Annotated in this window: 22 protein-coding genes and 3 pseudogenes; 13 read left to right on the top strand and 12 right to left on the bottom strand. The window is 69.2% G+C overall.

Annotation, left to right across the window (positions count from 1 at the left end; translation table 11 throughout):
* Positions 1-70: 70 nt before the first annotated feature.
* From E5671_RS02830 to E5671_RS02820, 3 genes are all read right to left on the bottom strand, one after another.
* On the bottom strand, positions 71-1,159 hold the full coding sequence (locus E5671_RS02830; RefSeq protein ID WP_160502293.1) for a winged helix DNA-binding domain-containing protein: 1,089 nt from the start codon (positions 1,157-1,159) through the stop codon (positions 71-73).
* A 247-nt stretch (positions 1,160-1,406) separates the two neighbouring features.
* On the bottom strand, positions 1,407-1,847 hold the full coding sequence (locus E5671_RS02825) for an SRPBCC family protein (protein WP_160502292.1): 441 nt from the start codon (positions 1,845-1,847) through the stop codon (positions 1,407-1,409).
* Positions 1,848-1,892: 45 nt separating this feature from the next.
* Entirely contained in the window at positions 1,893-2,234 is a 342-nt protein-coding gene (locus tag E5671_RS02820) for a VOC family protein (protein ID WP_160502291.1), read from the bottom strand.
* 82 nt (positions 2,235-2,316) lie between these two features.
* Here E5671_RS02820 and E5671_RS02815 point away from each other — a divergent pair, with 82 nt between their 5' ends.
* Entirely contained in the window at positions 2,317-2,934 is a 618-nt protein-coding gene (locus tag E5671_RS02815) for a CGNR zinc finger domain-containing protein (RefSeq protein WP_160502290.1), read from the top strand.
* Positions 2,935-3,062: 128 nt separating this feature from the next.
* Here E5671_RS02815 and E5671_RS02810 read toward each other — a convergent pair whose 3' ends face one another.
* Entirely contained in the window at positions 3,063-3,974 is a 912-nt protein-coding gene (locus E5671_RS02810; protein WP_160502289.1) for a LysR family transcriptional regulator, read from the bottom strand.
* 70 nt (positions 3,975-4,044) lie between these two features.
* On the opposite strand from E5671_RS02810, the gene E5671_RS02805 reads away from it, so the two are divergent.
* The 4 genes from E5671_RS02805 (at position 4,045) to E5671_RS02790 (ending at position 7,801) form a co-directional block, all read left to right on the top strand.
* Positions 4,045-4,983: an NAD-dependent epimerase/dehydratase family protein gene (locus E5671_RS02805; RefSeq protein WP_160502288.1), complete on the top strand. Its 939-nt coding sequence runs from the start codon at positions 4,045-4,047 to the stop codon at positions 4,981-4,983.
* A 14-nt stretch (positions 4,984-4,997) separates the two neighbouring features.
* Positions 4,998-5,942, top strand: a complete 945-nt coding sequence (locus E5671_RS02800) for an aldo/keto reductase (protein WP_160502287.1) — start codon at positions 4,998-5,000, stop codon at positions 5,940-5,942.
* Positions 5,943-6,286: 344 nt separating this feature from the next.
* Positions 6,287-7,114, top strand: a complete 828-nt coding sequence (locus tag E5671_RS02795) for a PhzF family phenazine biosynthesis protein (protein ID WP_160502286.1) — start codon at positions 6,287-6,289, stop codon at positions 7,112-7,114.
* Between the two features lie 225 nt (positions 7,115-7,339).
* Positions 7,340-7,801 carry a DinB family protein gene (locus E5671_RS02790; RefSeq protein ID WP_336606031.1) on the top strand — a complete coding sequence of 154 codons (462 nt, stop codon included), beginning with the start codon at positions 7,340-7,342 and terminating at the stop codon, positions 7,799-7,801.
* A 670-nt stretch (positions 7,802-8,471) separates the two neighbouring features.
* On the opposite strand, the gene E5671_RS47685 is transcribed toward E5671_RS02790, so the two are convergent.
* Positions 8,472-8,849: a transposase domain-containing protein gene (locus E5671_RS47685; RefSeq protein ID WP_160502285.1), complete on the bottom strand. Its 378-nt coding sequence runs from the start codon at positions 8,847-8,849 to the stop codon at positions 8,472-8,474.
* 407 nt (positions 8,850-9,256) lie between these two features.
* Between E5671_RS47685 and E5671_RS02780 the strand changes: the two genes are divergently transcribed.
* Together E5671_RS02780 and E5671_RS45920 are read left to right on the top strand one after the other, a co-directional pair.
* Positions 9,257-9,877 carry a dihydrofolate reductase family protein gene (locus tag E5671_RS02780; RefSeq protein ID WP_160502284.1) on the top strand — a complete coding sequence of 207 codons (621 nt, stop codon included), beginning with the start codon at positions 9,257-9,259 and terminating at the stop codon, positions 9,875-9,877.
* Positions 9,878-10,200: 323 nt separating this feature from the next.
* Positions 10,201-10,377 (top strand): annotated as a pseudogene (locus E5671_RS45920) (NUDIX domain-containing protein); the annotation flags it as partial.
* A 204-nt stretch (positions 10,378-10,581) separates the two neighbouring features.
* On the opposite strand, the gene E5671_RS02770 reads toward E5671_RS45920, so the two are convergent.
* From E5671_RS02770 to E5671_RS02760, 3 genes and pseudogenes are all read right to left on the bottom strand, one after another.
* Positions 10,582-10,977 carry a hypothetical protein gene (locus tag E5671_RS02770; protein WP_336605644.1) on the bottom strand — a complete coding sequence of 132 codons (396 nt, stop codon included), beginning with the start codon at positions 10,975-10,977 and terminating at the stop codon, positions 10,582-10,584.
* A gap of 621 nt (positions 10,978-11,598) precedes the next feature.
* A pseudogene (gene tcmP / locus E5671_RS45915) lies at positions 11,599-11,934 on the bottom strand (three-Cys-motif partner protein TcmP); the annotation flags it as partial.
* A 435-nt stretch (positions 11,935-12,369) separates the two neighbouring features.
* Positions 12,370-15,258, bottom strand: a complete 2,889-nt coding sequence (locus tag E5671_RS02760) for an XRE family transcriptional regulator (RefSeq protein ID WP_160502282.1) — start codon at positions 15,256-15,258, stop codon at positions 12,370-12,372.
* Positions 15,259-15,293: 35 nt separating this feature from the next.
* On the opposite strand from E5671_RS02760, the gene E5671_RS02755 reads away from it, so the two are divergent.
* The gene (locus E5671_RS02755) at positions 15,294-15,575 is read left to right on the top strand and encodes a hypothetical protein (protein WP_202122778.1); all 282 of its coding nucleotides are present in this window, start codon (positions 15,294-15,296) and stop codon (positions 15,573-15,575) included.
* Positions 15,576-15,954: 379 nt separating this feature from the next.
* Positions 15,955-16,509, top strand: coding sequence for a hypothetical protein (locus E5671_RS02750; RefSeq protein ID WP_160502281.1), 555 nt, complete (start codon positions 15,955-15,957; stop codon positions 16,507-16,509).
* Positions 16,510-17,547: 1,038 nt separating this feature from the next.
* Here E5671_RS02750 and E5671_RS02745 read toward each other — a convergent pair.
* Both E5671_RS02745 and E5671_RS02740 read right to left on the bottom strand, forming a co-directional pair.
* Positions 17,548-18,843: an MFS transporter gene (locus E5671_RS02745; protein ID WP_160502280.1), complete on the bottom strand. Its 1,296-nt coding sequence runs from the start codon at positions 18,841-18,843 to the stop codon at positions 17,548-17,550.
* A 183-nt stretch (positions 18,844-19,026) separates the two neighbouring features.
* Entirely contained in the window at positions 19,027-19,809 is a 783-nt protein-coding gene (locus E5671_RS02740) for an MBL fold metallo-hydrolase (protein WP_160502279.1), read from the bottom strand.
* A 116-nt stretch (positions 19,810-19,925) separates the two neighbouring features.
* On the opposite strand from E5671_RS02740, the gene E5671_RS02735 reads away from it, so the two are divergent.
* Positions 19,926-20,513 (top strand): CGNR zinc finger domain-containing protein, encoded by a 588-nt coding sequence (locus E5671_RS02735; protein ID WP_160502278.1) that lies wholly within the window; start codon positions 19,926-19,928, stop codon positions 20,511-20,513.
* A gap of 90 nt (positions 20,514-20,603) precedes the next feature.
* Here E5671_RS02735 and E5671_RS02730 read toward each other — a convergent pair whose 3' ends face one another.
* Positions 20,604-22,853 (bottom strand): family 78 glycoside hydrolase catalytic domain, encoded by a 2,250-nt coding sequence (locus E5671_RS02730; RefSeq protein ID WP_202120992.1) that lies wholly within the window; start codon positions 22,851-22,853, stop codon positions 20,604-20,606.
* A 292-nt stretch (positions 22,854-23,145) separates the two neighbouring features.
* Complete coding sequence (locus E5671_RS02725; RefSeq protein ID WP_160502277.1) at positions 23,146-23,712, bottom strand: TetR/AcrR family transcriptional regulator; 567 nt, start codon at positions 23,710-23,712, stop codon at positions 23,146-23,148.
* Positions 23,713-23,789: 77 nt separating this feature from the next.
* Here E5671_RS02725 and E5671_RS02720 point away from each other — a divergent pair.
* From E5671_RS02720 to E5671_RS45235, 3 genes and pseudogenes are all read left to right on the top strand, one after another.
* Positions 23,790-24,710: pseudogene (locus E5671_RS02720) on the top strand (SDR family oxidoreductase); the annotation flags it as partial.
* Positions 24,711-25,499, top strand: a complete 789-nt coding sequence (locus tag E5671_RS45910; RefSeq protein ID WP_160509942.1) for an MBL fold metallo-hydrolase — start codon at positions 24,711-24,713, stop codon at positions 25,497-25,499. It begins immediately after the preceding pseudogene.
* Positions 25,500-26,396: 897 nt separating this feature from the next.
* On the top strand, positions 26,397-26,723 hold the full coding sequence (locus E5671_RS45235) for a methyltransferase family protein (protein WP_202120991.1): 327 nt from the start codon (positions 26,397-26,399) through the stop codon (positions 26,721-26,723).
* Positions 26,724-26,961: the final 238 nt, after the last annotated feature.

Here is a 26,961-nt window from a genome sequence, read left to right as displayed (position 1 = left end):
GGCTGTAAGTTCGGCAGCGCCTCTGATCAACGCGGGCTTGCGGCACATTTGGACAGGGCGAGTGAGGCCATCAGCGCACGGTGATGTCGTAACCGGTGGTGTCCTCGACGAGGAAGGGCAGTAGTCGTGCGGCTTCCTCGGCCACGGCGGCGCTGTCTGTCCTCGATAGTGCCCGGAAGGGCGAGATCCACAGTCGGCGTTCCTCCAGGGCCCAGGTACCACGGACGAATCCGTCGACGAGGAAGGTGGGCAGGACCTGTCCCTGCCCGGGCATGACCAGCTTTCGGTCCTCGTCGCCGATGACCCGCGTCCGGTCTGCGTGGCCGAGGAGGAGGTTGTCGTAGGCCGGAAGGAGTCGCACCGGGGCCACACTGTCGGCGTGGGCGTAGGAGGCGTCCGCCAGGTCGAAGAGCTCGGAGCCCTGCTCGTCGTGGAGCACCCGCAGCCGGGCGCCCATGGTGACGACCACCTCGCGCAGGCGCGTCAGTCCGGACCACGCCTGCATGTCCTTGATGCTCGCGGGGCCGAAGGTCGCCAGGTAGCGGTCGATCAGCGTCTCGACGGACGCAGGTTCCATGGACCTCCCGGTCCAAGCCTCGGCCAGGGCTACCGGCATCGCGCCCCGGGTTCCCCATGTGCCCCAGGTGCCGCCGGGAGTCGGATGCACCAGGGGGACTTGCAGCTCTACCGCGCCCGCCAGTACGGCGCCCTTGTGGCCGGGGCAACGTTCGGCGAGCGTGCGGCTCAGCTCACGCCGTAACAGGGTCCGGTCACCGACGATCTCCCGTCCCAAAGACGCGAGTTCACCGACGTCCAGGTCGGCCGTCTCCTTCGCGTAGTACGCGGCACGCAAGGTGCGCTCCAGCACTGGCTGGACGGTGGGCCGCAGCCAGCCGAAGTCGTCGGTGGCCACCAGGTGTTGCGTACCGCGCAGCACAGTCGAACGGACCGCTCGCCGATCGTTCAGCAGCGAGGTCAGCTCGTCTTGCTTGAAATTCTCCATGCGCGTCCAGAGGCCGACGTATGGCCAGTTGGGCTCCTGGCTCTGCACGGCGACGAGGTGCCGCAGTACCTCCAGGGCGGGGCGAACGCTGCGGTCCGACAACAACTGGCGCTGGAGTAACGTCCTGTTGAGGGCACGGCGGGAGATCGAAGGCATACCGGCCATTGTTCACGCTCCGATTCGGGTGACGTCGAGTTTCCCGGCCACCTATTGCCCCACGCCGCAGCAGATCTCGGCGCCTGGATTACTGCTGCGGCCAGCAGGGGGCATGTGCAGCCGTCGGCTCGCCGTTGTGGCCCGAAGGCGTAGACCCCGTCGATTTGATGCTCAGTACTCGGGCGCCATCAGTGTCTGCCAGGGAGCGCCTGGTGTCGCGCTGGCGTCCAGCTGGCGGTCATTACGGTCAGGTTGGGCAAGGCTCGTTGTCCAGCGCTTGGTTGGCGTGTGCCTCCAGGGTTTGTTTGATGATCGGGAGGCCGCCGTCCATCGCGGAGGCGAGGCCGGTGACGAGTTCGTCCGGCAGTACGTCGTGTATCCATACCAGTCGGCTGCGGTCGGGGCCGTGCGCGAAGACTTGCATGGAGGAGTTGTTGTGAAGGGGCTGGATGGCGTCGCCGGTCCAGGCCCAGACGATTCGGCGGGCTTGGTCATCGAGAGCGATGAGGCGTTCTCGCACCACGTCGCCGGTGGCGAAGGTGACAAGTCGCTCACCGGGCTCGGTGAGTCGACTGCCGATGACGTAGCCGGGCGCGAAGCGCTGTGGACCGGTGGCGAAGTCGCCGAGCAGGGCCCAGCAGCGCTCCGCCGGTGCATCGATGGAGACTTCTCTGATCACTGAGGCCATCGCTGGTTCTCCCTGTTTCTCGTCGGTGCGGCGGTTATGCGGCGGTTATGCGGCGATCACGCAGAACTGATTGCCGGCGGGGTCGGCCAGCACCACCCAACCGTCCTCGTCGAATCGCCGCACCACGGTCGCGCCGAGCTCGCTGATCCGGTCGACCTGGCAGGCGAGGTCGTCGGTCGACAGGTTCACATGCGTCCGGTTCTTGCCCACGCGCGGTTCCGGCACCCGCTGGAGGGACAGTCCCACCGCGCTCTTGGCCGGGTCCTGCAGATAAGTGGTGGCGCCGTCGGACGATGCGATCTCGTACCCGGTCACCGCCTGCCAGAAGACGGAGGCCCCCGCCAGGCCGGTGGTGTCGATGCAGACGTTCCCGATGCTGATGCTCATGCTCACCCCTTCGATCTAACTGGTGAAGGCGATACGCTAGTTAGGTAACCAGTGACTGTCAATAGATGGTTAGAATGGCGTCATGACGTCGAAGCCGGTCACCGGGTCGCGCCCGGACAACGACTCCGCCGGTACAGCGCCCGGGCCGCTGCGCTGGATCGAAGAGTTCATCAACACCCGCCGCGCCGACGGCGATGTGATCGCAGCACCGCAGCAGCTCTCCCAGTGGCTCCACGACCGCGGGCTGATCCCCCGGCAGGCAGCTGTGACCGATGCCCAGCACGCCCGCGCGGCGTCCGTGCGCGAGGGCCTGCGGGCACTGATCGCCGCCAACAACACCGAAACGGTCGCCAGCCCCAGGCCCGACGGCCTCGACCCAGCCGCCCGAACCGCCCTGGCCGCACTTACCGCACACATCCCGTTGACACTCGACGTGAGCCGTCAGCCGCCGCGGCTCTCTCCCGCCACCAGCGACCCGATCGACGCCGCGGTGGCCACCCTTCTGATCGCCGTCGCGAACGCCGTGGCCGACGGAACGTGGCCCCGCCTCAAGGCGTGCCGTGAGCCGAGCTGCCGATGGGCCTACTACGACCATTCCCGCAACCGGCGCCGCACTTGGTGCTCCATGGAGCTCTGCGGCAATCGCGCCAAGGCCCGCGCTTCCCACAACCGAAAGAGCACCCCCCGCGCCGAACGCTGACCCTCGTGGCCGCCCGCTCGACCCCGGCTACAGGCCCATCAAAAGCTGCCAGTCCGAGGCCGGTGCGGTGCGGAACGCGACCACAGCGCGTCAGCGTCGCCGTGTGCCAGCACGCCTGCCCACGTCACTCAACGCCCCTGGTGTTGCTGCACTGCCTGCTCGCGAAGGGCCTGGACGAGCGTCGTGACGTGGGGCTGGTCGCTACGGCTGATGGCGGCGACACCGATGTGGCGGATCGGGCCCGGCGACTTGATCGGGACAGTGCACAGGCCCGGGATCTCCGGGGCGAGCGCGATGGAAGGGATCAACGAAATGCCGATGCCTGCGGCGACGAGAGAGCGGGCGAAGAAGTAGTCGGTGGTGGTGCCGCGCACTTCCGGATCGAAGCCCGCGCGCTCGGCGTAGCGGCGCAGGTACGCCTCGGTTTTCAGGCAGCCGAGAACCCAGGTTTCGGCTGCCAGCTCGGCGAGTTCGAGCGCGTCGCGGTTGTCGAGGCGGTGCCCTTGCGGCAGGACGACGTGCAGGGGGTCCTCCAGGAGTGGCGTCCACTGCAGGCTGGAGCTGGGGCCCGGCCCGATGGGCAGCGGGCCGTCGAAGTGGTAGGCGAGGGCGAGGTCCACGGCCCCCTGGCGGACGAGCGGCAGGGTGTCCTCGGGTTCGCCTTCCCTGATGTGGAGCACAGTGCGTGGGTGGGCTGCCATGAGCCGGGGGAGAGCGGCGGGCAGCAGGAGCCTGCCACCGCTGGTGAACGTGGCGACGGTGAGTTGGGTACGCCCGGTGCTGAGTTGGGCGACCTGTTGTTGTGCGTGTTCGAGCTCTGCGGCGACGGATTCGGCGGCGCCCACCATGATCTGACCGGCCTGCGTCAGGGTGACGCCGCGGGTGCTGCGGGCGACGACCTTGGCGCCGAGGCTGCGCTCCAGGGCTGCCACGTGCTGGGAGACGGCCGAGGGCGTGAGGCGGAGAGCCGTGGCCGCCTGGTTGAAGCTGCCGCGTTCCGCAACCGCCCGCAGAACGCGGAGTCGCTGCACATCGATCAACAGTTTTCCTTCATACGCATCCAGTAAGTCAGGGCTTCTACTGGTGACGATAGGTCGCCAGGGTGGGGGCATGCAAAGGATCTGCGTCATCGGCGGAAGCCGGTACTTCGGGAAGCTCCTGGTGAAGCGTCTGCTGGCCGCGGGCTACCGAGTCACCGTGCTCAACCGCGGCTCGACCCCGCCACCCGTAGGCGTCGAACACCTCGTCGCCGACCGGAACGACGAGGCCGCCCTGACGGCGGCGCTCGGCTCGCGCACCTTCGACGTCGTAGTGGACCAGGTCTGCTACACCCCGGTTCAGGCCGCCATCGTCGCCCGCGCCTTTGCCGGCCGCACCCGGCGATACGTCATGACCTCCACGATCGAGGTCTACGACCCCGCGACCGCCGCGCTGCCGGCTGTGCCGGCAGGAACGCCGGTGCCGGAGGAGGTCGTGGACCCGGCCACCTGGCTGGTGGCCACGGACCTTCCTTGGCACGACGAGGCGTATCTGGAGGCGCACTACGCCGAGGGCAAGCGCCAGGCGGAGGCGGTCTTCACCCGTTCCGGAAGCTTCGAGTTCGCCTCCGTGCGCAGCGCCCACGTGCTGGGCGGCGGCGCGCAGGAGTTCACCGGCCGGCTCGCGCACTACGCCGAGTGCATCGCCCGGGGCAGGGAGATCACTGTGCACGCGAAGGCACTGCCCACGGTCTTCATCCACTACGAGGAGCTGGCGGACCTGCTGATGTGGGCGAGCACAGTCGGCTTCACCGGTCCGGTCAACGCCTGTTCCGACGGCTCGCTCGACGTGCACGGCCTCGCCGCGATCATCGCCACGCAGGCCGGTCGGGAGCCCCATTACCGGACCGTTCGGGCGGGCGAGGAGGCTTCGCCGTTCTCCGTCGACCGCCACTACGCGATGAGCAACGCCCGCGGGTGGGAGCTGGGCTTTTCCTTCTCCCGCACCACCGACTGGCTGCCCGGTGCCATCGCCGAAGCCTTCACCACCGAGCCGTCGCCCACCACCTGAGGTGCAAAGTCACCATGGAGTACCGCACCATCGCAGACACCGCCGTCAGCGCCATCGGTCTGGGGGCCATGCCGCTGTCCATCGAGCACCGCCCGGACGAGGCGCGGGCCATCGCCACCGTCCACGCCGCCCTCGATGCCGGCGTCACGCTCATCGACACCGCCGACAGCTACCACTGGCACGCCGACGAGGTGGGCCACAACGAGCTTCTGATCGCCCGCGCCCTGTCCCGCTACCGCGGCGACACCTCCGGCGTCCTGGTGGCCACCAAGGGCGGCCGCGGCCGCCCCGGCGACGGCAGCTGGACCGTCACCGCCGCCCCCACCCACCTCAAGCAAGCCGCCGAGGCCTCCGCCAAACGCCTGGGCGTCGACGCGATCGGCCTGTACCAGCTGCACAAGCCGGACCCGGCCGTGCCCTGGGCGGAGTCTGTCGGCGCACTGCGCGAGCTGCTCGACGCCGGCACGATCCGCGCCGCCGGCATCTCCAACGTCACCACCGCCCAGATCTGCCAGGCGCATCAGATCCTGGGCGACAAACTCGTCTGCGTGCAGAACCAGTACTCGCCGGCTGTCCGCGACAGCGAGCCCGAACTGCGGCTGAGCAACCAGCTGGGTCTGGCGTTCTTGCCCTGGAGTCCGCTCGGCGGCATCCGGCGCAGCTCCCTCGATGGCCTCTCCTGCCCCACCTCGGCGGGCACTGCCTTCCACCGCATCTCGGCCAAACGCGGCGTCAGCCCGCAGCAGATCGCCCTGGCCTGGCTGCTCGCCCGCTCCCCTGCAGTGATCCCGGTGCCGGGAGCCAGCCGCCCGGCTTCCATCACCGACTCGGCTCAGGCCGCGGACCTCAAGCTGACCACGGAGGAACTGACGCAGCTTGAGGATGCTCCTGTAGGGGGTGGGATGCCGACGGCAATGAAGATCAGCGAGCAGCCGCTCACGATGGCCAGAACGGTATAGCCGTGGGTGTGCATACCGCTCATGCGGGATGCGCGAGCGCGGCACCGGCCTGCACGGCATTGAGTACGGCATCATCCCCTCCACCATGAGGACCGCGTGATGTTTGGAATGCTGCCTTGCTCGCCGAGCTCCAGCGTGAACTGATCGTGGCGACCACCGATGATGGCTTCCAAGGGGTCGGTGGTCGCAGGCGAGCGTGGCAGTACCGCGCCCCAACTGATCGGTCTGGCCTCGGTCTTCGCGGCGCGGATCGGTGTGCGGATGGTGACTCCGGACAGGTAATGAGTCCACTTTCCTCAAATTGGCCTGCGCGTAGCTGTGATTGGCATCGATACGGTCGCGGAATGCAGATCCACGTTGTAGACGCCTTCACCGACCGCCCCTTTGCCGGCAACCCCGCGGGTGTATGCCTGCTCGACACTGAAGACTGGCCTGAGGACGCCTGGATGCAGCGAGTTGCCGCCGAGATGAACTACTCGGAGACCGCCTTCGCGCGGCGGCTCCCGGACGGCGACGGCGCCGACTGGGAGATCCGCTGGTTCGCCCCTCTGGTGGAGACCAACCTGTGCGGCCATGCCACATTGGCCACGGCACACACGCTGCGGCGGGAGCGTGGGCTTGTCGGCGCGTTGCGTTTCCGCAGCCGGTTCAGCGGCATCCTCACCGCGCATGCGCACGAGGACGGCAGCATCACCCTGGACTTCCCGGCCGCGCCCTGCACGGAAAGTCCCGTACCGGCAGGCCTGTTGGAAGCCCTGGGAGTGAAGCCTGAGGCGGTCTTCCGCACCGGTGCGCTCGGCGATCTGCTGACTGTGCTGCCCGACGAGGCCGCCGTCCGGGCCGTGGCCCCCGACCTCGACGCGATGGCCGACGTGACCCGCCGTGAGGGCCTGCGCGGCGTCATCATCACAGCCCCGGCACCCAGTCCCGGTCTGGACTACGATTTCGTCTCCCGCTTCTTCTCACCTGCCGAGGGCATCCTCGAGGATCCGGTCACGGGTAGCGCCCACACCGCTCTGGCCCCCTACTGGTCGGAGCGGATCGGTCGAAACGAGCTCACCGGCCTGCAGCTATCCGCGCGCACCGGGATGGTGAGGACCGCCGTGCATGGTGACCGCGTCCACCTCACCGGCCACGCGGTCACCATCCTCGACGGCGTCCTGAACGTCTGACTGATCGATTCCCGGCGGCTGGGCTGCGCGCATCAGACGAGGCAGTCCAACGGCATTGTGTGAAGAGAGAGTTGGGCTCCCTGTGGCTGCACCGTATCTGCCGCGCAGAGCGCTGGATCGAGGACACCAACTGACCTATATCCCTTCTACGGTCAGCCCATGACAACGTCACTGGAGAACCAAGTCTCGCTTCTTCCAGGTGAGCGAGGCGAACTGTTGTAGGCACTGGCGGAGCAGCGGGAGCTGCTGCTTATCACGATCCGCGGGATCACGGACGCTGAGGCCGCACGGCGCACGACGGTGAGCGAACTGACCCTGGGTGGGATCGTCAAGCACCTCGCCGGCGGCGAGCGAGTGTGGACACAGATCATGGTCAAGGCGGACGGCGAACTGCCAGAGGGCATGCTCGACATGGGGCAGTACCAGATGGCAGAGGACGAGACCATCGCCGCACTGCTGGAGCAGTATGCGACGGCGGCGCGGGCGACCGAAGGGGCCGTGGCTGCCTTTGCGGACCTCGAGCGGAACGTCCCTCTGCCCAGGACTCCATGGTCCCCGCCGGAGACCATCTACTGGCCCGCTCGCCGGATCCTGCTGCACTTGATCCGGGAGACGGCCCAGCACGCCGGGCATGCCGACATCATCCGGGAAGCACTCGACGGATCCAGCACCACCGGCCAACGATGACGTCCCGCCGAGGACGCGGTTGCCTTTGGCGCCTACGATGTTGGCGGTGGTGCCGACGGGTGTGATGATGTCGGCGGCCTGGACGACGAGGTCACGGGCGGTCTGGACGGCGATGGTGAAGCCGCAGCGGTCCGGGTCGGTGCCGGGCCGGGACCGGCGGCCTCCAATCATCACCGTCCGCAATGCTTGATAGAGGGCGAGCACAGCCCACATCTTCCGCTCGACGCTGCCAGGGTCGCCCGAGCGGAGGGCGTTGGCCAGCGTCGTGGCCAGCCAGTAGGAGCCGGTGAACGAGGAATCGCCGCAGGGCACGGAGATCTGAGCTTCTACGACGCGCACCGGGACGGTCCCGATGACGGGGAGGTAGGAGCCGTCGCGTAGGCAGGTCAGGATCGGGGTGCGGCGGTTGGCGCGCAGCCGGCCCAGGAACTTGGCGCCAGTGTCGGTCACGGCGGCGAGGAAGGCGTTGGCGTCGAAGCCCTTGTCCCACAAGACCAGCATCTCCGGGCTCAGATGGTGCCGCAGTTGCCTCGCGTAGGCGGTCTCGCCGTCGCTGGTGGGGCCGAACACGGCACCGATCAGGGAGCGGATGCCAGTTTCTACCAGGGGCATCAGTTCCAGCATCGGATACCCGCCGCGGCTGCCGGGCCCGAACCACTCGACATTCCGTTCACTGTCGGGGATCTTGATTGAACCGCAGCCGTCGAAGGAAACCATCCGGAACGGCCCGAACCGTACTCCGGTGGTTGCTGGCACGGCGAGCGGACCGGCCAGGACCTCGAAACAAGTGCCGCATCGGTTCGGTGCCGACGCGGCGGCGCAGATCGCGCAGGGCCTTCGCGGTCGGCGCCGCGACCTCGAGCCCGGCGCCGGTCAGGGCCGCGGTCAGCTTGCCCCAGACCAGCCGGTAGCCGACCTCGGGGAACAGGCACATCGCGAACAGGAAGTAGACCCCGACCCGAGAAGGAAGGTCTCGCAAACGGAGCTGAACACAGCGGGTTTCGTCCAGGAGTACATCAACGAGGTCGAATGGTATGACCTGGGTCAACTCGCCCAGATGCCCGGGAGTGAACCGGCTGAGGCCACGGTGAACTCGCGTGAGACGGTGGTCAGGCCGGGCGGCAGGGGACAATGACGTGCGGGCAACGGAGCGCCTCGATGATCAGCAGTCTTGGCGGACTACCTGACCAACGCCACTTCGTCGCCTGCGTTCCGACTCGACGCCAACACCCCTTGCCGCCAGCGGAAATACGCTAGTACCCGGCCTTGGGTCAGGCTCCCGTGTCGTCGAAGTTTGAGCACAGCGTCAAGGGTCGGGGCCAGCTGAGTGGCGCCGAGAACAGCGAAACGGCCGCGCGATGAGTTCGCGGGCCCGGAACGGTCTACCCAAGTAGTGAACGGATCAGGCGACTCACCGCGAAGGCGACGGAAGGTCGCCACCAGGAGGACGGCACAGTGACCAAACGTTTGGGCAGGGTGACCTGCGACCTCTCGATCTCCGTCGACGGGTACTCGGCCGGGCTCAACCAGGCCGAGCAGCGCCCGTTCGGCGACGACGCCGGTGATGGCTGGGGCGACAGGCTGCACGCATGGATGTTCGAAACCCCGGAGCGGCGGCAGGTCGAACTCGACCGGCTGACGGCAGCCGGCGCCTTCATCATGGGGCGCAACATGTTTGGCCCCGTACGCGGCGCGTGGGATCGGCAGTGGAAGGGCTGGTGGGGCGACAATCCGCCGTACCACGCGCCGGTCTTCGTCCTCACCCACCACCCGCGCGACCCGCAACCGATGGACGGCGGCACCACGTTCCACTTTGTCACCGACGGCATCGAATCCGCACTGCGGCAGGCTCGCGAGGCGGCCGGGGACCGCAACGTGTCGATCCACGGGGGCGCGACCACCATCAACCAGTACCTAGCCGCAGGCTTGATCGACGAGCTGCGGCTACACATTGTGCCGTTCACGCTCGGCGCCGGCACACGGCTGTTCGACGGAGTGCCGTCACTGAATCTTGAGCAGGTGGAGTCGCGAGCAGCGAACTCGGTTACACACGTGACTTATCGCGTACTGACCTGAGACGGGCGGTGTCAGTCACAAGTACCGCCACACTTCGATGACACTCACTCAAAGTTCGATGGCACAGGACATCAATCTGTGGGACTCGCCCGTCTCGCGTGACGCGATCTGGTAGATCGTCGTTCATGACGCGGGCGCAACTGACAGACGATGAATGGGAGTTCGTCGGGCCGTACCTGCCGATCGGCAGGTACGGCCCGTACCCCGAGCGGCTGCGGCAGCAGTTCGAGGGCGTGATCTGGAGGTTCACGACGGCTGCCCGAGCGGTTTCGGGACCTGCCCCTCGCGCTGCGGACGCATCCGCCGTTGCGGCTGCGACACTGGTGGACGACTTCTGCCTACAGGAGAAGCGCGTCCCTCACCTTCCCGGCGGGGGAGTCGGAGGCCAGGAGCCGTGCGAAGCGGCGATACGCGAGCTGGAGGAGGAGACCGGGCTCCTCGCCCGCGATCTGCGCCTCCTCGGGCGTGATCGACCCGCTCCCCGGCGCGACCGCCGCGAGAACTCACCTCTTCCTCGCCACCGACCTGCGATCCGGGGTCGTTCATCGAGACGACACAGAGATCGGCATGACGGTGCACGGATGGAGCTCGGCAACGCGGCGGATGCCGTGCGGGATGGTCTCATCACCGAGACCGGCAGCGCCGCCGGGCTGCTCCTGGCGGCCAGGATTTAGGGTCGATTCGCCCTGTTCACCGCGGAACCATCAGTCGTGACGGGCCAGTCTGGCAGCGGAATCGAGCAGGACCACAGCCAGTACGGGGATGAGCACCAGGTCCGCGAACACGCCTAGCAGCAGCAGCCCGCCCAGCACCGCCCCGGCGATCGAGCCCGCGACCATGACCAGGGCGAAGCGGCGGTTGGTGCCCAGTACCACAAAGCTGCCGTCCTGGCTGTAACGGGCGAAGGCCATCAACATCGTCGGCAGCGATACCAGCAGCGAGAGGCTTCCCGCGGTCTTGATGTCCTGCCCGAACAGCAACACGATCGTCGGGATCAGCAGCTCGCTCCCGGACACGCGGATGATCGCCGCGACCGCCCCGATGCCGAGCCCGGCCGCCACCCCGAGTCGCACCTGCGCCCACAGCGCATCAGTGATCACTAATCGGACAGACACACCCGATCAACTGACCAGCCGATCAAAGGGACACGCTCTAGCGCTCCTCGGCGCCGATCTCAACCGGATCGCCGAACGCCAACGAACTCAGCAATATTCGCCTCCGATGTTGTTGCCGGAAATGCAGTCTCTGGCCGGTCCGCCCCACCAGGACGAGTTCATGGGACCAAGGCGCCACATTCGCTCGTCGGTGGGCTGTGAAACCTTCACGTCAATTGGCACGAAGGTGTCGCCGTCGTCTTGTTGGTGAAGGCATGGGTCTTCAGGGATGGTTGGCCAGCAGTGAGGGAGGCTGCGGGTGCTGCAGTGGGGGCACTGCACAAGGCGGCTGCGAGTGCGGCGGCCAGGGCGAGTCGGCGGGAGCTCGACATTTCTCTCCGTTCGTGCCGGTAGCACAAGTGGCGGGACGAGGCGGGAGGAGGATGCCCCTATGACTTTGGTCAAGGGGTTGGGGCGGGTTGGGGTTGGTAGAAGGTCCCGTCGCGGAGCATCGCGAAGAGGACGTCGGTTCTGCGTCGGGCGAGGCAGAGGAGTCATTTCTTCGCTGTCACGGGCTGCGGCTACATGCGTCCAGTGCTCCCGACCGCCGAATACGCCGTCGACGATGTCTTCGTTGAGTTCCTTGCGTCCGCTGAACCAGTTCGGCCCAAAGGTAACGATGACCTCGCTGGCCGGGTTTGCCGCGATACGGGCCATCACGGATAGGGGAGTGTTGACGTTGCCCCAGCTGTCGAAGACCCCCAGGATCGGGTGTCCCCAGGCTTGCAGTTCAGTCAGCAGCCGTTCGCTGTCCCGGCCTGCCTCACCGCAGCGCACTTCCACCCGCACGGGCAGCTGATCCAGCGGGCCGAAGTTCTCATACAGCTCTTTGACCAGGTGCTCGTAGGTGGCGCGGTCCTTCTCGATGAAGATCAGCTGCGCCCGGTCCCGGGATAGGCCCATTCGGTCCAGGTGGTTATGGTGCAGGAGCCCCCGCAGGTTGAAGACCGGGGGATCCTTCTTCGCCCGCCTCGTAGCGGCCTGGGCCCGCGAACGCGTCCAGGAACGTGACCTTCGGCCAGCTGCCGCCGGAGCGGGGACTGGGCTGGAGAAGGATCGGCCACCAGGCGTCGAAGTAGTGCTTGTACAACCGGTGCTTGGCTCCCGTTGCCGGTTCCAGCGGCCACAGAACACCCATTCCGACCCCCTCGGACAGCAGAATGTTGCACAGATTGTCCGCTGAGTAACTACGCGGCGCCAGGGAGCGTTCCAGACGCGGACATGTGAGCTATGAGCGTTCGCTGTACGGAACATCGAGGTCGTTGCGGGGCTGCTCGAAGCTCCATGCGCGCCGTGACCGTGTGGCGGACCAACGAACCACGCAGTGACACAGCATGCCTACGGTGATGAACCGTTTGATGGTGTGAGTGGGCTGTGCGGAATATCCACCGTCGGTTGCCAAAGGGGCGTCGGAGTGCCATCCGGGTCCATACCGTGCGGCCATCGCGCGCGGAGCATCGATGCCCAGGCCGCGTGTTCGTATTCGACAGAAGCTCCGCCGTAGTCGGCAGCTTGCCGGGCCAGGGTTGTCGCGTTCGCCCGGTCCCCGGCGGCTTCCCGCATCTCCGCCAGGCGACGCAGGACGTCGGTGTCGCCGTGGTCGGCGGCCTGCCGGGCCAGGATTTCCGCGCTTGCCCGGTCCCCGGCTTCCTCACGCATCACCGACAGCTGGCTCAGGGCGAGAGTGTCGCCGTGGTCGGCTGCCTGCTGGCTCAGGGCTTCAGCACTATCTCGGCCCCCGACTTCTTCCCGCATCACCGCCAACTGACGCAAGGCGTCGGTGTCGCCGTGGTCGGCGGCCTGCCGGGCCAGGATTTCCGCGCTTGCCCGGTCCCCGGCAGACTCCCGCATCACCGACAGCCGACACAGGGCGATGGCGTCACCGTAGATGACGGTCTTCCGGGCCAGGGCTTCGGCGCCGTTGCGGTCCCCGGCGAGTTCGCGCGTCACCGCCAGTTGGTGCAGAGCGATGGTGTCGCCGTGGTCGGCGGCCTGCTGGATTAAGGCTTCGGCACCGTCCCGGTCCCCGGCTTCTTCCCGCATCTCAGCCAGTTGGTGCAGGGCGTCGGTGTCGCCGTGGTCGGCAGCTTGGCGAAGTAGGGCTTCGGCGCCGTTGCGGTCCCCGGCGAGTTCGCGCGTCACCGCCAGTTGGTGCAGGGCGTCGGTGTCGCCGTGGTCGGCGGCCTGCTGGACTAAAGCTTCGGCATCGTCCGGGTCTCCGGCTTTCTCCCGTATCACCGCCAGTTGGTGCAGGGCGTCGGTGTCGCCGTGGTCGGCGGCCTGGCGAAGCAGGGCTTCGGCGCCGTCCGGGTCTCCGGCTTCTTCCCGTATCACCGCCAGTTGGTGCAGGGCGTCGGTGTCGCCGTGGTCGGCGGCCTGGCGAAGCAGGGCTTCGGCGCCGTCCGGGTCTCCGGCTTTCTCCCGTATCACCGCCAGTTGGTGCAGGGCGTCGGTGTCGCCGTGGTCGGCGGCCTGGCGAAGCAGGGCTTCGGCGCCGTCCGGGTCTCCGGCTTCTTCCCGTATCACCGCCAGTTGGTGCAGGGCGTCGGTGTCGCCGTGGTCGGCGGCCTGGCGAAGCAGGGCTTCGGCGCCGTCCGGGTCCCCGGCCTTCTCCCGCATCATCGCCAACTGATGCAAGGCGTGGGTGTCGCCGAGGTCGGCGGCCTGGCGGGCTAGGGCTTCGGCGCCGTCCAGGTCCCCGGCCTCCGCACGCAACACCGCTAGTAAGGCCAGGGCCACGGGGCTTCCGTGTGCGGCGGCTTGATGGCGCAAGTGATGAGCCCACTGCAGCCGCAGGCGTTCCTCAGCTTCATCCGCGACTCGGTTCAGATCATCAGGGTGAGCGAGATGGGTGAGAGCAGCATGCCAGAAAGATGCAGGTGGGCACAGGTGACGGCGGCTCGTGCGACCGTGTTGCTCGAGGTAGTCGGCGAGCCGGAACTGTGGTCCCCTCACCGCCTCTGCGCCCGTTGTGGCGGCAGAGGCAGGGGCGGGGGGACGTCGCAGGGGGCGGGGGGTGGTGTGTCGTAAGGGAGCCTGTTTGCCGTGCACAGGCTTGTCGAGTTCGGCGTAGGCCTGTTCCGCCCAATCGTCGGTGAGCTGGTCGTAGTCGCTCTGGCTGAGGTAGTCGGTGGCAGCATCGGTGAGGAAGGCCTGCGGGAGGTGCAAGCCGACACCGAGGCGGCGCGCGTCCATCGCGGCCTGCAGCACTGCCTTGGCGGCCGGGCTAGCGTGCTGGTAGCGGTTGAGGAGTTCGGGAGCGCCGGCCAGGTCCTGGGTGATCCGGCCGTCGATCTTTGCACGGGTGAGGGCGTCGGCCAGCAGCGGATCTCCACCCTCGGCAAGGGCCTTAGCCGCAGTCAGGGCCTGGGCGTCGAAAGCGTCGGGTACTGCCAGGAGGTGGCCAGCGAGTAGTTCTCGTACTCGGCTGTGGAGATCCGGCTCGGTCGGTGTGGGCAGAGCCGTGTACTGGCTGGCGTACTCGGGCCAGAGCGTGCCCAGCACCAGCACGGGCCCGCGCTGCCGGCTGACCAGCAGATGGTGCACGGCCGCCGCGATCTGCTCACCTACTGCCCGGTCGCCGAGGTAGTGCTGGGCCTCGTTCAGCCACACCACCGTGCGGGGCCCGACGCGGTGCAGCTGATCCAACGCGGCCTGCGCCCGGGTCGGGTCGAAGGGATGCCACAACCGCCACCCCTGATCGGCAAGGGGCTGGGCGGCCTCCCAGCACGCCCGTGTCTTGCCCGTCGAGGAGGCGCCCACCAGCACCATGATCCGGCTGCGGCCGGCCATGGTGTCGCGGACCGCTTGGTCCAGCACCCGGTCATGCGCGCGGGGCACATAGGCGGGCCAAGCCCGCTCTGCAGACATGCCGGAGCCTGAGGCCGCCGGGCCGGGTCCGGCCCGGTGGACCTCCAGATCGTGCGGCGACCACTCGCCGATGGGGCGGCCCGGCCCCTCCGGGGTGACCGTGCCCGCTTCCCGCACCACGGCGCGCTGCAACGCCAGCAGTTCTTCCACAGGCAGCTGCAGCGCGCGGGCCAGTGCCGCCACCGTCTCCGCGGACGGCACGGGCTTCTGGGGCGAGAGCGCCTCCGAGACAGTGGTCCGCCCCAACCCCGCCCGCCGGGCCAGCACGGTCTGGTTCAGCCGGGCCCGGACCAGCCCGTCGGCCAGTCTCGCGCGCAGCTCGGTGAGTTGCGGGCCGTGGCCGTTCTGCTCGTCCATGTACCTCCCCTCCCGGGGCCCGGATGTGTTCGCCGGTGTTCATTCTCGTCCAGGCGAACCCCGGAGAACGCAGGTTCCACGACCTTCGACCACGTCAACGCCCCACCGCCTACCGGGAGTCCATCGTGGCCGTCGTCCTTCTCACCACCGCACTCGTGATCGTCATCGCGCTACTGGCCGCCGCCGGCGCGGGCAAACTCGCCCGCATGGACGGCGCCACCTACCCCACCGCCCTCACCCGGGCCGCCACCACCTTCACCGCGGTCATTACCCTCGCCGCCGCCGTGACCGCGGCCCTCGCAGCACTGTTCGTCTGAACGCCCAGAGCGCTCGTGCCAGTCTCGGACGGCCGCGTCAGCGGTGCGGCGTCGATGCGCGGTGCGCCGGCTCGTGCTGTTCGGCTCGGGCCGACACAGCCGAAGCCTTGGCCAGAGCCCGCCAAGTTCAACGGCGGCCAGAAGGCGAGTACGCTGCCGCACACCTCGCCCGGATCACCGTGCACGCTGCGGCCGGCGAGACGGCCACCGCCATCGCCTATGAGATCACCGCAACCCTCAACACCATCAAGCCCTCCGGCTCACGTCGTACTGGGTGAGGCGGGGTCTCCGTCACCCTGCTGCGTACATCCGTGTCAACGGCGGGCTGGATCGGGAAGGCTGACGGGATGAACGAGCCGTGGGGGTGGTCGCTGCTGCCGTGACGGCTGGTCTGCTGGGCATCGCCGGAGTCCTGCTGGGCCTGTTCGTCGGTCGACGGCAGGTCAGCGACCAGGCCCAGGTCGAGCATGGGCAGTGGCTTCGCGGCCAACGCCTGCAGGCCTACCTGGACTTCCTGCACTCCTGGGGCGCGGCGATGAGCGCGATGGAGGACCTGCAGGAGGAGCGGGGGGCGGAGTTGGACCTGGCCGTTGAGAACGTAGGGGAAGTCGGGCTGGCGGAACGGATGCAGGAAGTGGTGGTCGCGCGGGCCAACGGACCGTTGGCGGAAGCGGCGGACGCAGCCGAGCGGGCCACGCTGGTCGCCACACCGCCCCTGGAAGAGCAGGTTGAGGATGTGCTGCAGCGTCTGATGGTGCTCAGTTCCGGGCTGCACTCCCGTGCCCGCTACGAGTCGGCCAACCCGGAGTGGGCTGCGTGGAACAGGGGAGCGCTGGAGGCGCGGGAGGCCCGCACTGTGTTCTTCCGGCAAGCGAAGGCCGACTTGGAGACCGTGCCGAAGCCTGGCACCAGCCGCAGAAGACGCAGCCGTTAGCCACCCGTGACCGCCGTTGCGGCGACCGCGTCGTCGAACGGGTGTGCACGCGGGCCGGAGCGAGCGCCCCCCCGGGGCCCGCGCCCGCGCCTGCAGCCGTTCGCCAGTCGGCATCGGACAGGTCGAACACGCCGATCTGGCCGAGGCACTCTTCCGCGACCATGTCATCGAACGCTGGTGCTACAACAACCAAGCCCTCGCGCCGCCGGAGTGGATCACCGAGCCGACCGACGACGAAGACGAGTAGCCCACAGACGACGCCCACCGCTTGCTGCGCCGACGCCGTCTGCGCCACTGGCGCCAGGACACCGGTCTGGGCCGTGCCGCGGGTGGCGACGGGGCAGGCGGCGGCCATGCTGCGTAGCACAGCGGCGCTTCGGCCACGGCGCTTCGGTGCAGGGACCGCATTGTGGTCTGGAGCGCAAATTCCACTGATGACAGACTGAGTTGAAGTCAATGGGGGGCTTCGTGCATCGTGACAGGCGGCAGATTCAGACTGCATGCTGGGCAGCGCGGACTCGGAGGAGCCGCTGATGCTGCCGTTGGAGGCGATCGAGCTGGACGCGTTTCGTCACCGGCACGAGCACCACACGTTCTGGTGCGGGCTGCTGCGGCGGCCAGTTGACGACCAAGCTCTACACCGACCGGGTCTGTTCCCTGTCAAGTTCGACGTGTTGGGCTTCCAGGGTCTTCCTTGTCGCCGGCGTGTCGGCGTACCCCTTTGGATGTCGTGAGGGGTGCGCGTACTCCTGTCGTACCAGGATCAGGCACTGGAAGCTGCGTGCTCGGTGTCCTGGAGGGCAGCTCCTGGGCGTTGCGGGCGGAGAGGGGGAGCGTGGCCCACAGATCGACGGCCAGCCCTGTGGCCAGACCCAGTAGCGTGCCGGACCGTCCGCCCAGACGGAGACGAGCCAGGGCGTCACGCCCTCGCCGAACTGCGTGAGCGGCCAGTCCATCAGCATGTCCTGGCGCCACCGCCAGACCCCGCTCGCCACGAGGCCGAGCACCACGTAGGTGATGGCGAAATGCGGTGTGCGGTCAGCGCTTGCGGGCGGTGGCGATGATGACGGGCAGCAGAGCGAGGGCGATGACTGCTCCGGTGATGGCCAGGGCTGAGTAGCTGGCGGCCGCGACGACGAGGCCGGAGATCATGCCGCCGGCGGCGCCTGCGATGGCTACGGCGACGTCGACGAGTCCCTGGGTCTTGGCGCGGGTGGCCACGGGGGCGGCGTCGGTGACGATGGCGGTGCCGCTGACCAGGCCGAAGTTCCAGCCCAGGCCGAGCAGGATGAGGGCGAGGGCGAGCAGGGCGACGGAGTCGTCGGGGGCGGTGGCCGCGAGAACGCCGGCGGCCAAGAGCGTGAGGGCGGCCCAGACGGCGATGGTTGCGGAGCCGAAGCGGTCGACGAGTCGGCCGGTCAGCGGTGAGGGCAGGTACATGGCGCCGACGTGCAGGGCGATGACGAGACCGGAGGCGGCGGTGCCGTGGCCGTGGGCGTGCATGTGGACCGGGGTCATCGTCATGACGGCCACCATGACGGCCTGCGTGAGAACCAGGACCAGAACGCCCAGTGGCAGACTCGGCTCGCGTCGCGGGGTGCCGGGTACAGATGCCGCGGTCGCGCTGGTGGGCTGCGCCGAGTCGGTGCTGGTGTCGGCGTGCACGGTGCGGGCGAGCAGGAGGGGGTCGGGGCGCAGCCAGATCAGCAGAGTGAGGGCGGCCAGGGTGAAGGCCGCGGCGGCGACGACGAAGAGTCCGGTGAGGCTGGGCAGGCCGAGGGCTTGTGCCAGGTGGCCGGTGGGGCCGGCCAGGGCGGGGCCGGCCACGCCGCCGACGGTGGTGGCGACCACGACGGTGGAGATGGAGCGGGCGCGGTGGGCCGGTGCGGCGAGGTCGGCGCCGGCGTAGCGGGCCTGGAGGTTGACGGCGGTGCCGGCGCCGTAGAGGAACAGGGCGACGAAGAGCAGGGCCGGGCTGTCGTTGGCGGCGGCGGTGGTGACGCCGACGGCGCCGAGTGCGCCGACGAGGTATCCGGCGGCCAGCCCGGGGCGGCGGCCGCGGGCCTGGGAGAGGCGGCCGACGGCGATGGCGGCCAGTGCGGAGCCCGCGGTGAGCAGGCCGCTGCTCAGTCCGGCCAGGGCGGTGGAGTGGAGCATGTCCTGCACGAGCAGCGCTGCGACGGTGGTGCCCGCGGCGAGCCCGAGTCCGCTCAGGACCTGGGAGGCGAACAGGACGGTGAGGATGCGCTGTTGTGTGCGGGCGCTCGGCGGGCCGCTGCCCTGAGCGTTGGTTTGAGGGGAGGGGGGCTTCGGGGTGGTCGTGCGGTGGGCCATGACGGATCCAGGAGGGACGGGCCCCCAGGCGAGCCTGTGGCGTAACTGAGGACCAATGGAAGGGGGCGGCTGTCTCGGGGCGGGCGGGAGGCGCTCGGCCGTCGGTGGGAGCGGGCGCAGCCACGGGGCCCGCGGGGGCGGCGGACCTGCCGGGCCCCCGCGGGCAGGCTGTGATGGGTCCGCTCAGTTCAGCTGCAGACGGTCGGCGAGGCCCGCAGCACCGAAGGCGGCCTGCAGTTCGTCTCGGCCCTCGGTGAAGTGGGACCAGCTGTCGAAGTGGACGGGCACCACGCGGCGGGCACCGAGGATCTGGGTGGCCTCGGCGGCCTGGGCGCTGTCCAGGACGATCAGGCCCCCGTCGAAGATCTCCGCGAAGCGCGGGGCGCCGGCGAAGAGGATCGCGGTGTCGATGGGTGCGAAGCGTGCGGCGATCTCCTTCACGGCGTCCAGGGAGGCGTTGTCGCCGCTGACGTAGACGGTGGGCAGGCCCTCGCCGGTCAGGACGAAGCCGACGACCTGTCCGGCGATCGGTTCGACTTCCTCGCGGGTGCCGGGCCCGTGGATGGCGGGCACGGCGGTCACCGTGAGCGTGCCGCCGCCGGGGCGCTCCAGCTCGATGGACTCCCAGTCGGCAAGCCCCGTCGCCTTGTCGCCGAGGCGTTCGCCGCCGCCGGTGGTGGTCAGGGTCAGCGGGATGTCGGCGAGCAGGGCGCGGCCGGCGTTGTCGAGGTTGTCGTCGTGCTCGTCGTGGGAGAGCAGGACCACGTCGACGGGGCCCAGGTCGTCGGGGGTGCCGGTGGAGTGGGCCGTCTTTTTCAGGGCCGGGGCGCCGGGAGGCGCGGGGTAGGTGCAGGGGGCGTCGAAGGTCGGGTCGGTCAGAAAGCGCAGGCCGCCGTACTCGAACAGGGCCGTGGGTCCGCCGAAGACGCGGACGGGGAACTGCGTGGACGCAGGGGAAGCAGACACAAGTAACCTCACGGATGCGAAATGATTGAACCGTGACTCGACTGTAGGCACACGTCACGGATAGAGGCAAACCCAACCGTGACTCACGGTTGCGTCGGGGTCGTACCATGAGGGATATGGAAGAGAGCATCGTTACCGAGTCCGGGCTGCCGCCCGCTCCGGGGGCCGAACAGCACCCGTCGATTGCCCTGGTCAACAGCGCCGTCGCGCTGCCGGGCGGGCAATACGTCGACCAGCTCGGCACGCCCGCCGGGGCCGATCAGTGGCTGACGCAGCAGGGCCTCACGCCGGTCGATGCGGGCATGCTCGAGATGTGCGCCGCGCAGCTGCGTTCCCTGCGTGAGCAGGTCCGGGCGCTGTTCGCGTCCCGTGTCGCGGGGCTGCCCGCGCTGCCCTCCGCGGTCGCCGCGATCAACGACACGCTGACCCGCGTGCCCACCGCCCCGTTGCTGGCTTGGGACGACAAGAGCGGCCCCTACCGCGCCATGTCCAATCCCACCTCGGAGCTCGTCGACCACGCCCTGGCGGCGCTCGCCGCCGACGCCGCCGACCTCCTGACCGGTCCGGACGCCGAGCGGCTCACTGCTTGCGCGTCCACGCCCTGCAACCGGTACCTGCTCCGCCACGGCCGCCGCCACTGGTGCTCCACCCGGTGCGGCGACCGCGCCCGTGCCGCCCGGGCCCGCCGCTCCGGCCGCGCGTGACACCGTGGCCAGGGGACGGGCACCGGACCAGCAGCCGCTCGGCAAGGACGCGCCCCGCGCCGATGGTTGTCACTGACGCGGGACTGCAGGTCAGCTGAGGAAGGTGTGCTCACCGCCGGTGACGGTTGTCTCGGTGCCGTCGGGGAGGACCACGTCGGCTACGACCTCGTCGGGAACCAGGACACGGACCTCGATCTGAGCGCCCTGGCGGCGCCAGTGGGATTCGACCCGGCCGCGTGGCGTCTCCAGACGGGCCCCGGCCCAGTCCAGGCCGGGCCCTGGTGTCGGGGCGAGGCGGATGCGCGCATAGCCCGGTTCGGCCGGCCGGATCCCGGCCACCACCTTGTAGAGCCAGTCCACTACGGCCCCCAGGGCGTAGTGGTTGAAGCTGGTCATCTCACCGGGGTTGACCGAGCCGTCGGGGAGCATGGAGTCCCAGCGCTCCCAGATCGTGGTCGCGCCCATCGTGACCGGGTAGAGCCAGGACGGGCACCGCTCCTCCAGCAGCAGACGGTAGGCGTCCTCCACGTGCCCGGTCTCCGACAGCGCCCAGGTGATGAAGGGCGTGCCCGCGAATCCCGTGGTCACCCGGTACTCGTGCGTGCGGACCAGTTCGGCGAGCCGTTTGCCCGCGGCCGCCCGGGTGCTCTCGTCGAGCAAGCCGAAGCAGACCGCCAGCGCGTACACGGTCGCGCAGTCCGAGCGGATCCGGCCATCCTCGGCGACGTAGTGCTCCCCAAACGCGGCCCGGGTGCGCTCGGCCAGCTCTGTCCAGCGTGCGGCGTCGGCGTTCTTGCCGAGGAGGCGGGCCGTCTCGGCGGCGAACATCGCCGAGCGGTACAGACAGGCGGTGGCCACCACCCCGGGGTCGGCCTTGGCCGCCCACGGCTCGTGCGGGGAGGAGTCCGGGTCGAGCCAGTCACCGAACTGGAAACCCTGATCCCACAGACCGTTCTCCGACAGCCGCGGAAGTATCGACTTCAGGTGCAGCACCATGCCCGGATAGTGCGCCGCCAGCCGCTCGCGGTCCCCGTACTCCTCCCACAAAGCCTGCGGGACCCACACCGCGGCGTCGCCCCACACGGCGGTGGGGCTGTCCCAGATCTCGAACATTCCCGGGTCCGGCGCCGCGGCCAGCTTGAACGCGTCGGGGACGACGTGCGGGACGCCGGCCGCGCCTGAGCGGTGGGTCTCCTCGGCCAGGTCCAGGAGCCATCGGTGCAGGAAGTCGGCCGTGTCGAACTGCACGGACGCGGTCTGGGCATAGACGGCGATGTCGGCTGTCCAGCCCAGCCGCTCGTCCCGCTGCGGGCAGTCGGTCGGCACATGCAGGAAGTTGCCCTTCTGCCCCCACACCGAGTTCGAGGCGAGCCGGTTGACCAGATCGCTGGAGCACTCGAAGTCACCCACGCGTGTCATCTGCGAGTGCACCACAACGGCTTCCAGGTCGTCCGCGCTCAGCCGGCGCGGGTATCCGGTCACCTCCGCGTACCGGAAACCGTGGAACGTGAGCGTCGGCTCGAAGACGTCCTTGCCCCCGGACAGCACGAACGTGTCGGTGGCCCGGGCCGTCTGCAGCGGCCGGGTGCACAGCTCGCCGTCCTCCAGGACCTCGGCATGCCGCACGACGACCTCCGTGCCGGCCGGCCCGACGGCCCGGAGACGGATCCAGCCGACCAGGTTCTGGCCGAAGTCGACCAGTGTCCGCCCCTGCGGCGAGGTCCAGATCCGTTGGGAGCGCAGCACCTCCTGCCGCTTCGCCGGCGGACCCACCTGGGCGACGAGCGGGGCACGGTCGAAGGCCACCTCCCGCACCGGGAGCGCATCGCCCCTGCCGCGCAGGCGCGCGTCGATCCGCTCCCCGTCGTACAAGCTGTTAGACGTCACCTCGCTGGCCCGCGCCGACCAGGAGGCATCACTCACCACCGACTGGACATGCCCGTCCGCGAAGCTGATCTCCAACTCGCCGACGAAGCCGATCTCGTTCCCGTAGTTGGAGCGGGCCGCCCAGAAACCCAGATCACCACGCCACCACCCGTTCCCGAGCAGCACCTCCACGGCAACCTCGTCGCCGCCTTCACCCTCTTCGCCGCGCAGGAGACCGCTCACGTCGAACTCCTGAACCTCCAGCCGCCATGCATAGGACGTCCAGCCCGGGTTCAGCACCGAATCCGAGACGGGGCGGCCGTCGATGCGCGCCTCGTACACCCCGTGCGCGGTCGCCCGCAGGAACGCCGCGGCCACCTGTGAGCGGGGCCGCTCCAGGGTGACGGTCCGGGTAAGTACGACCGCGGCGGCTCGATCGCCACCAGCAGTGATCATCGAAGCGTGGTCCAGCACCGGTGGGTACTCCGTTTCGCGACGACAGGTGGAAAACCATGGGATGGGTGTTCAGCGACGCTGTGCCGAAGATCCCCAACCCTGCTCTTCATCACCACTTGGGTGCAGGCTCAATCAGAGACCCTGCGCTCTGGTAGCCAGCCGGATTCGGCAGTGTCGCGGGCTGCCAGAGGTGGCGTCAGTGCAAACCGCAGGCATACCGGGTACCTCCCGCGGCCGGATCAGGTCTGTTCAACACGCTACGTGGGGAAGGGGGCGAAGGCTCCTTCTCCAGCATCACTGCCGGTCCGCCTTAGTTGCCCGCAGTCACGGCCTTGAGCTCGTCCAGCGATTCCCGGATCAACTGCGACATCGCGCGCTCCTCGCTCGCCGCGATCCAGCGCTCGAAGCCAACCTTGAAGACGGCGATCCCAGCCTCGGCGGTCAGGCTCGCGGCCGGCTTCGCAACACCACGTTCGTGCAGGGCGTCGGCGAGCGCGGCTGACATCGAGGCGAGCTTGATCAGCTCACGTTCCTTGAGTTCCGCGTTGGCCACTATGACGGCTTGCCGCTGGCGGAAGTGCTCGCGACGGTCGACGAACGCGGTGCAGACCGCTTCAAGGCCGGCCGCTACCACGTCGATGGGCGCTGCGGACTTCGGAGCTTCGGCAACTGCGCTCGCAAACAGCTCCTTCAGGATGTCGGAGCCGTCGAACAGCACCTCGCGCTTGTCGGCGAAGTGCCGGAAGAAGGTCCGCTCCGTGAGCCCGGCCCGTTTGGCGATCTCCGCCACGGTGGTCTGGTCGTAGCCACGCTCGCTGTAGAGCTCCAACGCCGCTTTCGCCAGGCGTTCGCGCGCGTTTGGCTCCCATCTACCCATGCGCAGAGTGTACGCGATGGCAGTGACTGACATCAGGTGTTACTGTCGATGACAGGCACTGACATCAACGGTTTGGAATCCCCAGGCGCATCTTTGTGACCGGCGCGTCCGGCTGGATCGGCTCCGCCGTCGTTCCCGAACTTATCGACGCGGGGCACCAGGTCGTCGGGCTCGCCCGGTCCGGCGCCTCCGCCGCCGCCCTGACCGCCGCCGGAGGACAGGCCGTCCGCGGCACCCTCGACGACCTCGACGTCCTGCGGGACGCGGCCGCTGCGTCGGACGCGGTCATCCACCTCGCCTTCAAGCACGACATCGGCTTCACCGGCGACTACCAGGGCGCCGCCGAGGCCGACCGCCGCGCCGTCGATGCCTTCGCCGACACGCTGGCCGGCACCGACCGCCCCTTCGTCGTCGCCTCCGGCCTGGCCGGCTTCAAGCCGGGACGTCTGGTGACCGAGCGGGACATGCCCACGATCGACGGCTCACCGCTGTCGATCCGAATGGCCACCGAACAAGCGGTACTCGCACTCGCCTCGCGCGGTGTGCGCTCATCCGTGGTACGAGTGTCACCGACCTGCCACGGCGAAGGAGAACACGGCTTCGTGGCGGCCCTGGTCGCCATCGCGCGGGCCAAGGGCGTCTCCGGTCACATCGGCGACGGCGCCAACCTCTGGCCGGCCGTCCACCGCCTCGACGCCGCACGGCTGTTCCGCCTGGCCGTCGAGAAGGCCCCCGCCGGATCGGTGCTTCACGGCGTTGCAGAGGAGGGCATCCCGATCCGCGACATCGCGGAGGTGATCGGCCGCCACCTGGACGTGCCGGTCACCTCCGTGACCCCCGAGGCCGCGCCCGAGCACTTCACCTGGCTGGGCCCCTTCCTCGGCCTCGACGTCTCGGCGTCGAGCACCCTGACCCGGGAACTGCTGGACTGGCGGCCGACCCACCCCGGCCTCCTGGAAGATCTCAACAGGGGCCACTACTTCCACGCTCCTTCGTCCGTGACTCCTGCCGAGACGCCCCGTGACCAATTCCCCGTCCGCGTCTTCGGCGGCCCGACCGCCCTCTTCGAGTACGGCGGCCTGCGCTTTCTCACCGACCCCACCTTCGACGCCCCCGGCAACTACCCGGCGCCGGGCGGCGCGGTCCTGACCAAGACCGCCCCCTCCGCCGGCAGCCCCGCCGAACTCGGTCTCGTCGACGTGGTCCTGCTGTCCCACGAGCACCCCGACCACCTCGACCGTTCCGGCCGCGACCTGCTCGCCGACGTGCCACTGACCCTCACCACTCCTGATGGCGGCAAGCATCTCGGAGACAAGGCCAGGGGGCTGGCCGACTGGGAGTCGGTCGAGCTGGACCGTCCCGGCGGCGGCACGGTCACCGTCACCGGTGTCCCCGCCGTCCACGGCCCCGGCCCGCGCGAGGCGGTCGAGGCGTTCAGCGGGCAGGTCGTCGGCTTCGTCCTGACCGGTGACGGACTACCCACGGTCTACGTCAGCGGCGACAACGCCTCCCTCGACGCCGCCAGGGAGACGGCCGACCGTTTCGGGCCGGTGGACACGGCCGTCCTGTTCGCCGGCGCACCCCGCTTCGAAGGTCTATTCGACGGCGCACCCCTCGTCCTCGACAGCGCTACGGCCGCCGAAGCCACTCGCATACTCGGCGCCCGCCGGGTGGTCCCCGTCCACTACGACAGCTGGGCCCACATCACCGAGGGCCGAGACGCCCTGCAGGCCGCTTTCACCGCTGCGGGGCTCGCCGACCGCCTGGACTGGGGACACCTGGGCTGACCGCAGTGGATGGACTCCGTCCATCCAACGACCCGCCGTAACCGAGCTCCCGGTGCCCGTCCCGGCCCCCGGCAGGTGCGGATCGATGTAGGGGCGGTCGCGCAGAATCTGGTGGATGCGGCCACGCGTTCCGGCGTCTTCGGCAGCGACGAACACATCGGCCTGGGCCGGGACGTCGTCGACGCCGTCGGAGACGGGGCGGCCTGCTGGTCGAGAGCGGCGGCACGCTCGTGCAGAGCCGTGGCCTGGTGGTCGGTGCGCACGATATTGCCGCAACCCGATACGCAACGATCGAGCTGCGGGGCGTCCCGGATTCCGGCACGGTGGCACAGGGCCTGCTCCCTTTTGTAGTGGCACAGCAGCAGGGCTTGCGGGTTGTCGTAGAGCACGGCGTCCTGGTTGGCGAGCAGTCGGCGGGCGCTGGTGGCGTTGATGATGCTGCCCTCGAACCGCGGGGCGCGGGCAGCGGCGCGGATGACACGGCGGGCTGCCGGGCCAGAGACCCCCTGGCCCGCGGTGAGTGTGTCGTTGAGGCGGGCGAGGGTGTCGGTGGGTGCATACACCCGCATCAGCGGCGACTACCTGCTCGGTGCGGCCCGCAAGCACGACCCGGACCGGGGGTGAGCGCGATGACCGTCGCGGCGCTGACCCTCTTCGTGCTGGTCCTGCTGCTCGTCGGCGGGGTGTGTGCTGCTGTGCAGCAGCGGCGGACCGGAGACAGCGGGGTACGCCCGCCCAGCGGGGCACGGGACTGGGGTGCGCGGCTGGCCGGTGCGGCAGGCGGATTCCTCACCGGTGCGGCGGCCCCGGTCGCCGATTTGCTCGGCCTGCCCCTGCTGCCCTGGCTGGAGGAGCCAGCCGCAAGGCTTACCGGCCTGGTCCTGGCAGCAGCCGGCATTGCCGCCGTGTTCGCCGCCCAACTCGCCATGGGCGCCTCCTGGCGTACCACCGTCGACCCCACGGAACACCCCCCTGGTCACCACCGGCCCGTTCCGCCTGGTACGCAATCCGATCTACGCCGCGCTGACCGTAGTGATCGCCTCGCTGGCCCTAGCCGTTCCCAACGCCATCGCCGTCCTGGGGCTGGCCGTCATGGCGCTCGGCATCGAGATCCAGGTCCGGCGCATCGAGGAGCCGTACCTGCAGAGCATCCACGGCAACGACTACCAGCGCTACGCCGCCCGCACCGGCCGCTTCCTGCCCGGCCTCGGTCGCGAGCGCTGACCTGCACGGGGGCCTCGGACGCGGCCGCCTGCGCGAGTGCGCGCAGGCGGGGTTCGGGTTCTACGGCGAGGACACGGGTGACTGTGGGCGGGTAGTGGGCGAAGTTCGCTCCGTCGCCCGCGCCGATCTCGATGACCTCGCCGGTGAGGCCGGCGAGCAGGGCTTGGCGGCGTACGGCCATGCCTCCTCGTTCCATGGCCTTGTTCATGTGCGGGTAGAGCCGGGCGAAGGCGGGCCG

The organism is Streptomyces sp. BA2 (genome assembly GCF_009769735.1).
Taxonomy (GTDB): domain Bacteria; phylum Actinomycetota; class Actinomycetes; order Streptomycetales; family Streptomycetaceae; genus Streptomyces.
Note: the sequence above shows the minus strand (reverse complement) of the source record. Positions and strands in the feature narration are given on the sequence as shown.

Coding starts and splice junctions, on each gene's coding strand:
- E5671_RS02830 (WP_160502293.1), bottom strand. CDS start 1,159: ATGCCTTCGATCTCCCGCCGTGCCCTCAACAGGACGTTACTCCAGCGC.
- E5671_RS02825 (WP_160502292.1), bottom strand. CDS start 1,847: ATGGCCTCAGTGATCAGAGAAGTCTCCATCGATGCACCGGCGGAGCGC.
- E5671_RS02820 (WP_160502291.1), bottom strand. CDS start 2,234: ATGAGCATCAGCATCGGGAACGTCTGCATCGACACCACCGGCCTGGCG.
- E5671_RS02815 (WP_160502290.1), top strand. CDS start 2,317: ATGACGTCGAAGCCGGTCACCGGGTCGCGCCCGGACAACGACTCCGCC.
- E5671_RS02805 (WP_160502288.1), top strand. CDS start 4,045: ATGCAAAGGATCTGCGTCATCGGCGGAAGCCGGTACTTCGGGAAGCTC.
- E5671_RS02800 (WP_160502287.1), top strand. CDS start 4,998: ATGGAGTACCGCACCATCGCAGACACCGCCGTCAGCGCCATCGGTCTG.
- E5671_RS02795 (WP_160502286.1), top strand. CDS start 6,287: ATGCAGATCCACGTTGTAGACGCCTTCACCGACCGCCCCTTTGCCGGC.
- E5671_RS02760 (WP_160502282.1), bottom strand. CDS start 15,258: ATGGACGAGCAGAACGGCCACGGCCCGCAACTCACCGAGCTGCGCGCG.
- E5671_RS02745 (WP_160502280.1), bottom strand. CDS start 18,843: ATGGCCCACCGCACGACCACCCCGAAGCCCCCCTCCCCTCAAACCAAC.
- E5671_RS02735 (WP_160502278.1), top strand. CDS start 19,926: ATGGAAGAGAGCATCGTTACCGAGTCCGGGCTGCCGCCCGCTCCGGGG.
- E5671_RS02725 (WP_160502277.1), bottom strand. CDS start 23,712: ATGGGTAGATGGGAGCCAAACGCGCGCGAACGCCTGGCGAAAGCGGCG.